General features: G+C 48.9%; 11 protein-coding genes and 1 pseudogene. 3 read left to right on the top strand and 9 right to left on the bottom strand.

What is annotated here, in order from left to right; translation table 11 throughout:
• Nucleotides 1-85: 85 nt before the first annotated feature.
• Entirely contained in the window at nucleotides 86-1,876 is a 1,791-nt protein-coding gene (locus tag NZD89_RS06810) for a sigma 54-interacting transcriptional regulator (RefSeq protein ID WP_488798541.1), read from the bottom strand.
• 1,361 nt (nucleotides 1,877-3,237) lie between these two features.
• Between NZD89_RS06810 and NZD89_RS06805 the strand changes: the two genes are divergently transcribed.
• The 3 genes and pseudogenes from NZD89_RS06805 to NZD89_RS06795 all read left to right on the top strand — a co-directional run bounded on the left by NZD89_RS06805 (nucleotide 3,238) and on the right by NZD89_RS06795 (nucleotide 3,980).
• A complete protein-coding gene (locus tag NZD89_RS06805; protein ID WP_268006985.1) occupies nucleotides 3,238-3,369 on the top strand; it encodes a hypothetical protein in 132 nt (43 codons plus the stop codon).
• A pseudogene (locus NZD89_RS06800) lies at nucleotides 3,323-3,524 on the top strand (transposase); the annotation flags it as partial. The gene NZD89_RS06805 and the pseudogene NZD89_RS06800, both read left to right, overlap by 47 nt.
• A 267-nt stretch (nucleotides 3,525-3,791) precedes the next feature.
• Nucleotides 3,792-3,980 carry a hypothetical protein gene (locus NZD89_RS06795; protein ID WP_268006984.1) on the top strand — a complete coding sequence of 63 codons (189 nt, stop codon included), beginning with the start codon at nucleotides 3,792-3,794 and terminating at the stop codon, nucleotides 3,978-3,980.
• Between the two features lie 146 nt (nucleotides 3,981-4,126).
• On the opposite strand, the gene NZD89_RS06790 is transcribed toward NZD89_RS06795, so the two are convergent.
• The 8 genes from NZD89_RS06790 to NZD89_RS06755 form a co-directional block, all read right to left on the bottom strand.
• A complete protein-coding gene (locus tag NZD89_RS06790) occupies nucleotides 4,127-4,885 on the bottom strand; it encodes an SDR family NAD(P)-dependent oxidoreductase (RefSeq protein ID WP_268006983.1) in 759 nt (252 codons plus the stop codon).
• 1 nt (nucleotide 4,886) lies between these two features.
• Entirely contained in the window at nucleotides 4,887-5,615 is a 729-nt protein-coding gene (locus tag NZD89_RS06785) for a maleate cis-trans isomerase family protein (RefSeq protein ID WP_268006982.1), read from the bottom strand.
• A gap of 75 nt (nucleotides 5,616-5,690) precedes the next feature.
• Complete coding sequence (locus NZD89_RS06780; protein WP_268006981.1) at nucleotides 5,691-6,674, bottom strand: ornithine cyclodeaminase family protein; 984 nt, start codon at nucleotides 6,672-6,674, stop codon at nucleotides 5,691-5,693.
• Nucleotides 6,675-6,703: 29 nt separating this feature from the next.
• The gene (locus NZD89_RS06775; RefSeq protein ID WP_268006980.1) at nucleotides 6,704-7,630 is read right to left on the bottom strand and encodes a dihydroorotate dehydrogenase; all 927 of its coding nucleotides are present in this window, start codon (nucleotides 7,628-7,630) and stop codon (nucleotides 6,704-6,706) included.
• Nucleotides 7,627-8,412, bottom strand: a complete 786-nt coding sequence (locus tag NZD89_RS06770; RefSeq protein WP_268006979.1) for a dihydroorotate dehydrogenase electron transfer subunit — start codon at nucleotides 8,410-8,412, stop codon at nucleotides 7,627-7,629. The genes NZD89_RS06775 and NZD89_RS06770 overlap by 4 nt, the downstream gene beginning before the upstream one ends.
• Nucleotides 8,409-9,698: a dihydroorotase gene (locus NZD89_RS06765; protein WP_268006978.1), complete on the bottom strand. Its 1,290-nt coding sequence runs from the start codon at nucleotides 9,696-9,698 to the stop codon at nucleotides 8,409-8,411. Before NZD89_RS06765 ends, NZD89_RS06770 begins: the two co-directional genes overlap by 4 nt.
• On the bottom strand, nucleotides 9,695-10,957 hold the full coding sequence (locus NZD89_RS06760) for a Zn-dependent hydrolase (RefSeq protein WP_268006977.1): 1,263 nt from the start codon (nucleotides 10,955-10,957) through the stop codon (nucleotides 9,695-9,697). The genes NZD89_RS06765 and NZD89_RS06760 overlap by 4 nt, the downstream gene beginning before the upstream one ends.
• A gap of 262 nt (nucleotides 10,958-11,219) precedes the next feature.
• On the bottom strand, nucleotides 11,220-12,473 hold the full coding sequence (locus NZD89_RS06755; protein WP_268006976.1) for an MFS transporter: 1,254 nt from the start codon (nucleotides 12,471-12,473) through the stop codon (nucleotides 11,220-11,222).
• Nucleotides 12,474-12,830 lie beyond the last annotated feature (357 nt).

The raw sequence follows: 12,830 nt of genomic DNA, 5'->3' as shown, positions 1-12,830 counted from the left end.
TAAATCCCTTTGCGGTGGGCATGAATAAAAATGGAGAGCCCAGTAGCAAGTCGGATCATGCCAAAACAGATGTCAAATTTGAAATTCATGGGTTATTTTTGCGACCGATCTTTCTCCAAAGCGTTGACCTACTAATCCCATAGTCACGGCACAGACGGTCTCTATCTCCTCCGTAAATGTCTAGTAGACCCTGCCATAGAGCAGACTCCATCTCACTCCACACTGGAGAAACCCGAATATCAATTGTAAGCGAGTTGTCATCTTGCTTGTAAAGCATTAGTCTGTCCTGTTCTCGTGTGTGATGTAAGATCTCCGAGACATCACGTTCACATAGTTCGGTATTCCAGCAACTAACAAGCAGTCTTTGAACTACGTTTTGCAACTCCCGAGCGTTCCCGTACCAATCATGCTCTAGCAACGGCGAAAATACTTTGTCGGATTTCCATGTTAACGTTCGATGTTCTCTCCGCTGTTCCATATGAAGAAAATATTTTGCAAGTGGGATAAGGTCTACCTTCCGGAACCTTAGTGGAAGTAAATATAGTTCTAGTACACTGAGTCTATAATAGAGATCTTCTCTGAATTTCGATTCCTTCACTAGTGAAGATAAGTGCTTGTTGGTCGCACAAATGATCCGAACGTCAACTGAGATAATACGGTCCCCGCCAACTCTTCGGATTTCACGCTCTTGAATTGCTCTTAGGAGCTTTGATTGAAAGCTTGCAGATATTTCACCGATTTCATCTAAGAAAAGTGTGCCACCGTGCGCTAGTTCGAACAAACCAGGCTTTCCACCTTTAAGTGCACCAGTGAAAGTCCCCTCTTCATAGCCGAATAATTCGCTTTCCAACAGGTTAGTATCCAATGCAGCACAATTTACCGGCACAAAAGGCCCTGCGGCTCGTGGGCTAGAGTTGTGTATGCTTTGAGCAAACAACTCCTTTCCGGTCCCGGTTTCACCGATGATTAACACTGCGGCGTTGGATTGAGCGTATGAGCGGGCCTTCTGTATTATTTTTTCCATGGGGGGATGATGTGTAATAATATCGTTAAACGTACCTCTTGCTACGAATCCTCTTTGATGCACATTTTGGTGAACCTTTGGTTCTCTGGATCTCATTGGTTGAACTTTTCCGAATGATACAACGGCTCCCTGGTAGATGCCCTCGACATACATTGGTAGATGACTCAGTACAACATTCGTATCATTCACAGTAGCGGTCATGTTCCTTTTCTCCAACTTACTCTGTAGCACATGGCGTATACTGCCTCTTAAACATTCACTGTAATGGCGACCTAAAATTCCGTATTGAATATTCAGTATTTTGCATGCATGGTCATTCATTGTCGTTATGAATCCATTCGCATCACAGGTGAACACTGATTCTCCAATCACGTTAAGAATTGATTTCATTTCTAACCTTGCTATGTCCAGCTGTGTCAGGTCACTCAAAAAATTGTGAGCAGTTTCAATAGCCAACATCAGTGATTCCTCACCGGATTCTAACAAATGGCCATGCACACCGTGCTGCTTAGCTGCCTGCGCAGCAACATGGTCTCCAATTATTGCCTCAAATTGCTCATGTTCTATCATTTGGGCTACCTTTTTGGGGATTAAGTCCACATCTTCGCATGCCTCATATCGAATGTCCAAACCCTCTACCTCGACAAATTGTTCTGGCCTGAACAAGACATTCGACGGAGTAACGATGGCTATTTTTTTGAATCCGATGCTACTTACATATCTAATTGATTGAAGTATGTCGTTTACAGTCACAGAAATATCAATAACCGGAACCTGTAAAAATTTTCTCAAGCACTTTGCCGTCCCCCACCTTGAAAGTACAATACGGATTTGCGGATCTACGATAGACATAAAGTCAGGGGTTATCTGACTCGCTTTCCCCGATACTATGGCTAGATCCGTTCGGATTCTATTTCTCACTTGTTCCGCGCTCCTTGCCAACTTTGGGTACGGTGCAATAATTAATATCTCTGCCACATGAATCACCCTTCTAATTTACTGTTTGCGATTTCGGTAGCCCTTTTACGAGAGTCTCACCCGAGAAGCGTTCGAGCTGGAAATGAATCGACGTACGGGGCCCTAAATGAAAAGACCTTCAGTTGGACACGAAGTCCGTCCACTACGTTAGAAACAGCCGTATCCTAATACTAGGAAGTATGAAATTGAGTTATAATCAAAGTTTTGTAACATCACATCCTTCATGCGCCACATCCTAATTCTAATACACGACTCTATTCCTCTGAAGACATTTGAGAGCTAGTTACTGTGAACATGGGTTGTAAAATGAGTCTTACGCACTTTGGGTAAATAGGACTCGCGAGCAGTGTGGAAATCGACAAATTTCGAGGGATTCACACATACGTACCGTAGACTCTGTTGCATCTAAATCATTAGGGTACTAAGTTTGAAATCGTTCGTAAATGCGAACTACGATGTGTTTTTGTTGTGCGGTACGCGTGGGCGCTGACCCTCTCGCAGCCATTACACAATTGTGCGAAGTTGGTTTGAAACCCCAACGCCCTTGACAGCCCTGAATTTTTAGCGCATTTTGGGATCCCTTTTCTCGGTATACTTCGCACAACACGGTTCAGAAAGCCAGTAATGACGCGGAACACACAACTTTTGTTGTGCGAACCTTTAGTAGCGTGCTTCTTACGTTTGTCCCGTAAACATCAAATATTCTGGACTGAATTCTAAACTATTCTTCTCTTGGACTGTTCTCCACATTATAAAATTCAGTCCAATGCCCTGAATGATATACGGTCATTATCATTAGGTATGACGATAAATTCCGGCTTTATAGGATTTTAATCAATTATCTGTTACGTAATACTTTTCACCACAATCTGGATGTAGTGTTATAAGAACAACTAGATGGACATTAATAGACAATTAGACAGGTTATAACCTCTTAGTTCATATAAAAATATGTAAATTATATTTTCTGTTGCCTACTCGTTTAGATACCGCCCTGACTGAGCCACATCGACTTTTCCCGACAGTAATTAAACGGATGTATGTAGATACTGTAGTGCAATCCGTCCACTCTGGGAGGAAACTCAAATGATGGTGTACAGTCAAGAAACGCGATATCTAAACCATCTCGAGGATTGGTTAAAAGGAAAAAGGTACAGTATGAATTCTCAAGCCTTGAAGGTGAACGTGTCGTATATCCGACATCACATTAACCCTTTGTTAGGTGACAACTAACGTTGTCTCAACTTTATCCGATGGTCCTACAAAACTTTGTCAATGCGCTGATGGATAGAGGACTTGCGCACGCCACCTTAAACGGATCTTCTGGCACTTATGGAGATGGTGCTCAATGGAGTATCTACACGTAAAATTACGCTGATCAGGGAAGAACCCTGCGGGACGTCCGTTCCCAAGTCCACCATATCTACGTTGTGTAAGCGGCTAGATCCAACCGTACATGGTTGGAACCATCGTTCTCTGGACAAACGACAGTATCCGCCTGTCTGTGGATGCACTGGTGATTACTCATGGAATATCTTATCGTTCGGTTTTTTATTTTGAATAATTATGCTATTCTAAAAAGGGCGCAAACAAGAGAAGTGAGTTGTAACTAACCCCCGACTCCTGAACAAGCAACACTGTATGGCTGATACCAACTCGAAGTGTTGAATTATGTAGTAAATGAATAATTTAGAATACCCTCTTATTACTGTCATATAAGCAAATGTATAAGTATTAAATTGCTAAACACCTAAGTTTAAATACACCTTACATGATGGAGGCGTCGCGAATGAATTACCACGTTGGGCAACAGGTCGTGGTTGCGGATGATATCTATGAGGATGGTATTGAACAGATAGCTTCCCTTGGGGAGGTCGGCCAAATCCGGGCATTTCGCGAAGACGGACTAGTTTACGTAGAATTTGAAATCGGTAGAGTTTGCGTACTCCATCCTTCATGTTTTACAGCTACATCATAATCTGATTTTCAAACTGAAATCCGCTTGTGACTCATCAAACCATGCTCCCGCATAAAAAAAGCGCTCCTCTAGGGGCGCGCTATGATTTTTGGCGCTAAAGCGGATCAGGATATGTGACTAATCTCCCCCCACTTCTACCCAAACTTCTACCAGATGGTCTGCCCACCGTCTATCATCAAGGAGGCACCATTGATAAAGGAACTCTCATCCGAAGCGAAAAGTAACGCAGCTCCCACTAGGTCCTCCGGCGTGCCCAAGCGACCGACAGGAATACGCGCAATCCGCTCATTTCTGAGTTCCTCGTCGTCCCAGCCGACTGGGTTGAGGTTTGTAGGGATAGTGCCTGGAGCGATACTGTTCACTTGAATGCCGTACGGGGCCAATTCGACCGCCATCACCCTCGTCAACATGTAAATGGCTCCCTTGGATGCACAGTAACTCGCGTTACCCGGCCAGGCCTGTACCTGACGGGTGGAAGAAATGTTAATAATCTTACCACCTCCCTGCTTCGCCATAACCCTACCAACAGACTGTCCACATAGAAAATAGCCCTTGAGGTTGATGCTCATCAGACGATCCCATTCTTCCTCTGGAATGTCTAGAAAAGGCGTGCTATACATGATACCGGCGTTGTTAACTAGGATGTCTATTCGTTCCCATTTTGCCACGACGCGGTCCACCATCGACTTCACTTGCTCCTTGCGTGAAGTATCTGCATGAATCACCATGGCTTCGCCACCTGCGTTTTGAATGGCCGAGACCACCTCTTGTGCCTGGGTCTCGCCGGGCTGGTCATTGACCACAACCCTTGCACCCTCGCGGGCGAAACCGAGCGCAATAGCGCGGCCCAATCCTTTGCCGGCGCCTGTGATGATTGCAACTTTCCCCTTTAATCTCACTGCCATATCACCCTCGTTCTATGTTATGCAGTCTGCCTAGCACTGGGATGTGACAACGAATCCCAAGTAACTGGAACACTGCCCAAAGGATCGCCTGATTGGTAGTAACCACCGGCTTGCCAAGGTCGGCCTCCAGCGCAGAAATGACTTCGAATGTCCGGAAGTTGGTCGCGCTAATAACCACACCATCCACGCTCTCGCGGTACGCCCTACGCGCCATAAGGTACGCTGTGGTAGGCGGTTGTAAGTTGCATTCGTACCACTCCCGCGGGTCCGTACCCCTTTCCGCGAAGTCTCGCTGCTCCACACCATCTACGTCAATGCTCATGTGCTGTAGAAACTCAATCATCGTTCTAGTTCGGTCCTCGGTGTAGGGCGCAACCAGAGAGACCCGTTGCAGTCCGAGAAAGTGCAACGCTTGTACCATGGCGGAAGTCGCCGTTACGGTAGGTATCCCCGTGTGGTCTATAATCGCCTGAGCGATGGATTGATTTCCATCCACCCCCCGCAAAAACGACGTTTCTGCACAAGCATAGACAATGGCATCCACGCCAAGTTCTCGAAAGACGTATGATAGATTAACCCCTTGTTCAGGCATCTCCGCGCGCTCGGTAGTAGTCAGGCGCACACTGTGGAAACTAACACCTTCTAGTTCTCTCACAGAGTAAAGTTCCGGCTCAATCACCGCATTGTCAGCTGGTAGAATCAGTCCTACCCTTGCTCGCCAACCGTACACCCATCATCCCACCCGTCTTACATATGTTATCTATCCTGACCTATCTACCAAATAAGTGGTGACTAAATGATCTCTCTAGAGCGAATTGCATACGTCACCCACCCCAAGGCATTCCGCCTTTACGAGGACTTCGTTTGCCACGGCCATGTCAAGGACCGACAGCCCCACCGATTTATACAGGGTAATGTCACGATTGCTCCTGGTGATTGCGTCTTTGTTCGCCACCAACGCCCCAATCTCGAGTAACGCATCACGTCCAATACGTCCCCGTTCAAGTGGGTTCGCTATGTCACCCGATACGGCTGCTGCGTCGATACCATCCACCACCCGATACCGTGCATTAACAACCGTATCTTCATCTATCTCCTGCATCCCTTTATGAAAAGCCCCTACCGCGTTCACGTGTGCGCCTGGTTTGAGCCAGTCAAACCGCACCACAGGCTCGACACTAGTTGTGGACGCGACAACGATATCGGCGGCACGAACCGCCATTTCCGCAGAATCGACAAGATGGTAGACCAGTGGCAGGCCGAATTCTTCCTGCACTTGGTCAATAAACGACTCGGCCTTTGTACGCGTCCGATTGTACACGAGAACATCCGTCACAGGGCGTACGGCACAGACCGCCTCCAACTGTTTTGCCGCCATCCCCCCCGTACCTATGAGCGCAAGCACCGAAGCATCGGCCCTGGCCAAGTATCGGGTGGCAACGCCGGTTCCAGCACCGGTTCGCAACTCTGTGATGTAGGTGCCATCAATCAAGCCCGCTGGCATTCCGGTTACCGGGTTCAGCAAAAGGATTACCCCCAACGTATTGGGCAGTCCACGCGTCCCGTTTTCAGGAAACACCGACACGACCTTGACCCCTAGAGCGCCCAAATCCGGAACAAATCCCGGCATGAACATTGCATACTTCTCTGGCTGATCCAGTTCCATATTGCACCGCAGTGGCACCTTGGCACGCCCTCTAGAATACGCCTCATACGCCCGCTCCACGATGTCTAGCGCCTCTGGCATTCCCAAAAGCTCTTTGGCTTCGCGTTGATTGATGATTCGCAAGCAGATCCCTCCTTTTGGCTTCTTCCCGGTTAAAGTGAAACACACTGCGAAACATCCACTGTGTTGACCAAGTCACCAATTTGAGTTACACCGTGTCGCTCAGCATAACGCTCGATACCGTCGATAATATCGAGCATACCGCTCGGCTGAACGAACGTATAAGTGCCTACTTGCACAGCTGTCGCACCTGCAATCAAATACTCAAGCGCGTCTTCGGCGCTGCAGATTCCACCACAGCCAATAACAGGCACATGAAGCCGCCGAGCCGCCTGATACACCATGCGTAAGACAATAGGCTTGATAGCGGGCCCGGAAAGCCCGCCCATGATGTTGCCTAACTTCGGTCGGCGAGTCTCAATGTCAATGGCCATCGCTAAAAACGTGTTCGCAATGAGCACGGCATCTGCACCCGCGGATTCGGCCGCCAATGCCACATCCACAATGTCGTTGGTGTTTGGTGTTAATTTTACAATGAGTGGCAAAGGTGTTGTCCTGCGCACGGCGGTGACGACACGCTCAGTCTGAGCCGGATCCATAGCATACGACCGACCATTATCCTCGAGATTTGGGCAGGAAATGTTAACCTCGAGAGCGGAAACTCCGTTGAGAGTCAACCGACCTGCCATTTCTGCGAAGCGGTCCGCAGTCTCGGCCGAGATGCTTACAACCAATGGTACATCGAAGTTACGATAGAAGGGGATAGTGTGCGCAATGAATGCGTCCACGCCCTTACTCTGAATGCCTACCGCGTTAAGCATACCGGCTGCTGTCTCCGCTGCACGTGGGGAAGGGTTGCCGAGGCGTGCATCAGGCACCACACTCTTCGTAACCACTGCTCCTAGCCGGCTTATATCGAAAACGTTCGCCAGATCTTCCGAAAATGTTCCTGAAGCAGGCATGACTGGATTTTTTATAGTCAAAGATCCAATTTTCACATGCAAGTCGACGTTCGTCATGCCTCCATCACCTCTTGCAAGTCAAAGACTGGACCATCAGCACAAACTCGTAAATTCACCTGCTTACCGTCTTTTAGAAACGGTTTCACACAGCAGAAGCACATACCAATCGCACAGCCCATATTCTCTTCCAGTGCCACTTGGCCCGGTAGTTTATGCTCGAGTGCCACTCGTCGAAGGAGATTTGTTAAGCGGCGAGAACCGCACGTAAACAAAGCGTCAATAGGTGTTTCTTTAATAAGGTTGTGGAGCAAGGCCTCAACATGGTGCATATCACTGCTTCCGTCTGCGTCGGTCACAACATTCACGTATGCCCCGTTTGCCTCCATATAGGCCCGCGACAAGACGTCCTCTGCTGTGCGAGCACTCAGTATTGCATGCGTTTGAATCCCATGTTTTGCAGCCAATCGTGTCAGAGGCGCTAACGTGGCAAGACCCACTCCACGCGCGACGACAAGAATGGAGCGCCAATGGGGATCAAGCTGGAATCCCTTTCCGAGCGGCCCGAACAGGTCAACAAGGTCATCGATTTTCTTTTCCGCCAACAACGTCGTTCCATTCCCCTTTACCGAGTATAAGAAGTGGACCTCCCCATAATCTGCGTTGTACTGATAAATGCTCATCGGCCGACGTAACAACGGCGTAAACTGATCATCGCACCGAATATGAAAAAATTGCCCAGGCATACAAGCCGCAGCAACCTCTGGAGCGTACACGACCATATGCTTGTAACGTTCGTTCACCCATTCATTTTGCAAGACCCGCCCCAGCACCTGTTTCATTCTAAAATCCCCCGCTCATGGCTATAAATCCATCGTCCTCCTACGAACGTCTGAACCGCCTTACCACGCAACCGTGTGCCGGCTAATGGGCTGTGCTTTGCACGAGTGTAGAAGCGTGCAGTGTCAACTTCCCATTCCAAATTCGGGTTGATCACGGTAATGTCCGCGACCGCACCCGGATGCAATCTCGGCAAGGGCAACCCCATAATCTGGGCTGGAACCACAGTCATCTTTTTTATGGCGTCAAAAACGGAAAGTTTACCGGTATGCACCAAATGCGTGAAAGTCATGCCGACACTCGTCTCTAACCCCACAAATCCGAACGGAGCTTGTTGGAGACCGCGCTGTTTTTCATCCCACGTATGCGGTGCGTGATCTGTGGCAATGACATCAAGGGTCCCATCCTGAAGGCCTGCAACCACAGCATCTACGTCTGCTTGCGTTCGAAGCGGTGGGTTCACTTTTGCCAGTGCGCCCTGAGTCAACACCAACTGGTCCGTGACCGAAAAATGGTGTGGCGTCGCCTCCCCCGTCACCCGAACTCCACGCGCTTTAGCCTCGCGGATTAACTGCACACCTCCTGCGGTGGTGACGTGCTGAAGATGGAGTCGAGCACCCGTGTGCTCTGCAAATAAGATGTCCCGTGCCACCACGAGTTCCTCAGCCAAGCTCGGGATACCTACATCGCCAAGTGCTTTACTAACCTCTCCGCGATTAATTGCGCCTGCCCTGACCAGATTGTGATCTTCACAGTGGGATGTAATGGGCAGTCCGAGGCGAGCTGCCCATTTAAACGCTTCGAGCAGAATGACCGGATCCATGACCGACTTCCCGTCATCTGTGAATGTCACCGCGCCCGCTTTTGCCAGTGCCGGCATCTCTGTGATCTCTTTACCCTTCAACCCTTTTGTAATAGATGCGGTGGTGTGGACGCGCACAATTCCTTGCTCCGCAGCTGTGCGAAGGACATACTCTACCACCCCGGGCTCATCCACAGTCGGATACGTGTTTGGCATGCACACCACAGATGTAATACCGCCAGCCGCTGCTGCTCGCGCCCCACTTGCAATGGTTTCCTTTTCCGGGAAGCCCGGATCACGAAAGTGTACATGAATATCCACCAGGCCAGGTGTCACATAACAGCCGGTCGCGTCAATCCTACAATCCGCAACTGCCCCCACGTCTCCCACAGCTACTATCCGATCATCCTCGATCAAGACATCAGTCTGCACCACGCTCTGCGCCTCAGGCTCGACGACCCAACCGTTTGCAATTACAGTCTTCATTGTGGTTTCCTCCCTGCCAGCCGAAGCACAGCTTCATACAACACATCGGCGCCTATTAAAATATCCTCTTCACATGCGTACTCATCCGGGTGATGACTGACGCCGTGGCGGCACGGAACAAACAGCAGGCCAGTTGGGCAAACGTATGCCATATTCATCGCATCGTGGCCGGCCCCACTCACCATATCCAAGTACGACACGCCTTGTGCTGAACAGACGTCTTTGAGCACAGCACACACATCCGAATTCAAGGACACGGGAGATTCATCACTTGCTATCTGGTGTTCAATGTGGACTCCTCGCATCTCGGAAATCTTGGCAAACACTTTGATTAGTTCCGCAACAAGCGCCTGCTTAGCCTCTGCATTAATACTTCGGAATTCCACGACCATCTCTACCAAGCCGGGGATAGTATTCGGCGAACCGGGTTTAACATCTTGAACACCTACCGTACCCACAGACTGAAATGTGCGTTCTTCAAGCGCCAGTCGTTCGACCGCCAGAACAATCTCCGCTGCAGCAGTGAGAGCATCGTGGCGCAGATGCATAACTGTCGTACCTGAATGCCCTGCCTGACCAATCACGCGTACCTTTAGACGAGTCGGTGCAGCGATGGCATGAACCACGCCAATTTGACAGTTAGCGTACTCCAGCGATACCCCTTGTTCTATATGCAATTCCAAAAAGGCCTTGAGTGAATCAGGGGCGCGCACCGCCCTATCCAACTGCTCGGGATCCAGGTTGCACGACCGCAACACATCAGGAAATGGCTGGCCTGTTCTATCCGTCCAATTAAACGCCTCGTCTTTACGCAACATCCCTGCTATTGCCTTACTTCCAATTGTAGAGACGCCAAAGCGGGTAGATTCCTCGGCAGCAAATACAATGACTTCCAACGGGTGAATCGTGCTCACTTTGTTTTCGTTCAACCGACGCACGACGTCTAACGCCGCGACAACGCCTAGTGCACCATCGAACCGGCCACCGTTAAGCACAGTATCGAGGTGAGACCCAAGTGCAACAGCAGGTTTGGTACAATCATCCCCCTCGCGACGAGCAATCAGATTGCCAATCCCGTCCCTTCGCACAGTAAGCTCTAGAAGACTGCACACTTCTGTGAACCAATGCTGAGCCTGCAAGTCCTCGACCGAGTACGCAAGTCTCGTCATTCCTCCGGCACCGTCCCGGCCGTATTCCGCAAGTCGGTCGAGTTGATCCGCAATCCACGATTGCCTGGAACGTGCAATAGCGACGTTCATTCCCTCACTCTCCTCGTCGGCCTTACGGACACCGGCGAGAAACGTCGGCGTATAAGACCATATCAGTATTCTTCCAGTGTAAGCACGCGGAGGTTTTCGCCATATGTCAGGCCAGACGAAAGAACGACAGGAGAATTTGTAGAAATCCACAAATCGATGGTTGAACGGATGAGCGCAAATGAAATGAAGATAAATGCCAAAACCGTCTCAGAAAGCAAATCCAGCCCAACGGCGGTCCGTTGGGCTGGATTTCGGTAAAGCCTTAGACAAGCGCTTTATTCTTACTCTCCGGGAGCAAGAAGATGACCGCCAGTGCAGCCAAGATGTAGATGGCCGACAGTAGTCCCATTGCATATCCAAGGGAATGAGTCAACGCAATATAGCCAATTACGTAGGGGCCAAAACCACCAATGGCACGTCCGGTGTTGAAAATGACGTTCTCCGCCGTAGATCGTGCTTCGGTTGGGTAGTGTTCAGCCATACTTGCACCGTATCCCCCCATCATCCCATCCACGAGGAAACCCATCAGGAAGCCGAGGCCCAACAGCACGGTCGGATTCGTCTGGTGGAAGAATAACCAAATGATGATGGCCGCCCCAAATTGAAATATGAGATAGGAAGGTTTACGACCCCAACGGTCTGAGATCTGCCCAAAAAGGAGTATCCCAACCATCATCCCTAAGATGGTAACTAGCGTCCAGGTGAGAGATTTGTTAAATGTAAAATGTAGTTGTTTAGCCAACATCGTTGGCAACCAGGTCATGATTCCGTAAAAACCAAAGTTCTGCACACTCGTCATGATAATAAGCCCGATTGTCGTGCCCGCCCGTTTGGGAGAATCGAATAATTTCACAATTGGGAACGACCCCTTTAATGACCCGCTTGCGCGACGCTCAAGCCAAATGTCTGGCTCTTTCAGGGAACGGCGGCTCCACCACGCAAACAACGCCGGCAACGCCCCAATAAGGAACGCGCTTTGCCAACCGAAGTTCGGTACGAAGATCATCGAACACACTAATGCAATGATCATCCCTAACTGATACCCAATGGCTACCACAGATGTGGCTCGTGAGCGATGCGTCTTAGGCCAGACCTCAGTCACGAGTGTCATCCCGATACCGAATTCGCCACCCAATCCAATACCTGCCACGAAGCGCATCACGTCAAACCAAAACAGGTTGTGTACAAATGCAGTCAAACCAGTGAAAACAGAAAATATAAGAATACTGTACGAAAATATTTTGACTCGACCGTAGATGTCAGCCAGGATGCCGAAGACATATCCCCCAATGACCGACCCTAGCAGTGTTATCGTAGAGATGCTTCCTGCTTGAGCAGAAGTAAGGTGTAGATCCTTAATCACAAATGACATCACATAAGACAAAACCATTAGGTCCAGTCCATCCATTGCGTAGCCGGTCATAGACCCAAACAAGCTTTTCCAATGGTAACGGGTCAACACGACTCCATTGCCCACCGGTAAATCAGGCGGTGATTCCAAGATTGAGTTTGACAACCGTACCCCTCCTTTACTACGTAGACTTGATTTTTGGGACCAATTTCATATCTGCCAACCGAATGGTAATAGCTATTATAGATGGCAGTCAACACTATATGTCAGCTTTTATTACACGTACAATAATTTAATTGAGCGAAAATGGTTATTTACCTAAAATTTCAGTTATTTAGTTGAAAATAAACATATAATGTTATTGCTTCGCTGAGTTTGTGTCAATTTTCATCACACAATCAGGGAAATGACTGGCGAATTCATGTCCAAACGAGAGCGTGTTTACAGAAAATAGGTGTCCCGTTCCGTACCAAGCTTCGACGCGATGACTAGCGATTTTATCATTGAACTTGCATATTACAT

Origin of the sequence: Alicyclobacillus fastidiosus (assembly GCF_026651875.1) — a bacterium.
Classification (GTDB): Bacteria; Bacillota; Bacilli; order Alicyclobacillales; family Alicyclobacillaceae; genus Alicyclobacillus; species Alicyclobacillus fastidiosus.
Note: the sequence above shows the minus strand (reverse complement) of the source record. Positions and strands in the feature narration are given on the sequence as shown.

What these genes read in the sequence shown, in the direction of transcription:
- NZD89_RS06810 (WP_488798541.1), bottom strand. Translation starts at nt 1,876, where the DNA reads ATGTCTATCGTAGATCCGCAAATCCGTATTGTACTTTCAAGGTGGGGG.
- NZD89_RS06765 (WP_268006978.1), bottom strand. Translation starts at nt 9,698, where the DNA reads ATGAAGACTGTAATTGCAAACGGTTGGGTCGTCGAGCCTGAGGCGCAG.
- NZD89_RS06760 (WP_268006977.1), bottom strand. Translation starts at nt 10,957, where the DNA reads ATGAACGTCGCTATTGCACGTTCCAGGCAATCGTGGATTGCGGATCAA.
- NZD89_RS06795 (WP_268006984.1), top strand. Translation starts at nt 3,792, where the DNA reads ATGAATTACCACGTTGGGCAACAGGTCGTGGTTGCGGATGATATCTAT.
- NZD89_RS06770 (WP_268006979.1), bottom strand. Translation starts at nt 8,412, where the DNA reads ATGAAACAGGTGCTGGGGCGGGTCTTGCAAAATGAATGGGTGAACGAA.
- NZD89_RS06790 (WP_268006983.1), bottom strand. Translation starts at nt 4,885, where the DNA reads ATGGCAGTGAGATTAAAGGGGAAAGTTGCAATCATCACAGGCGCCGGC.
- NZD89_RS06775 (WP_268006980.1), bottom strand. Translation starts at nt 7,630, where the DNA reads ATGACGAACGTCGACTTGCATGTGAAAATTGGATCTTTGACTATAAAA.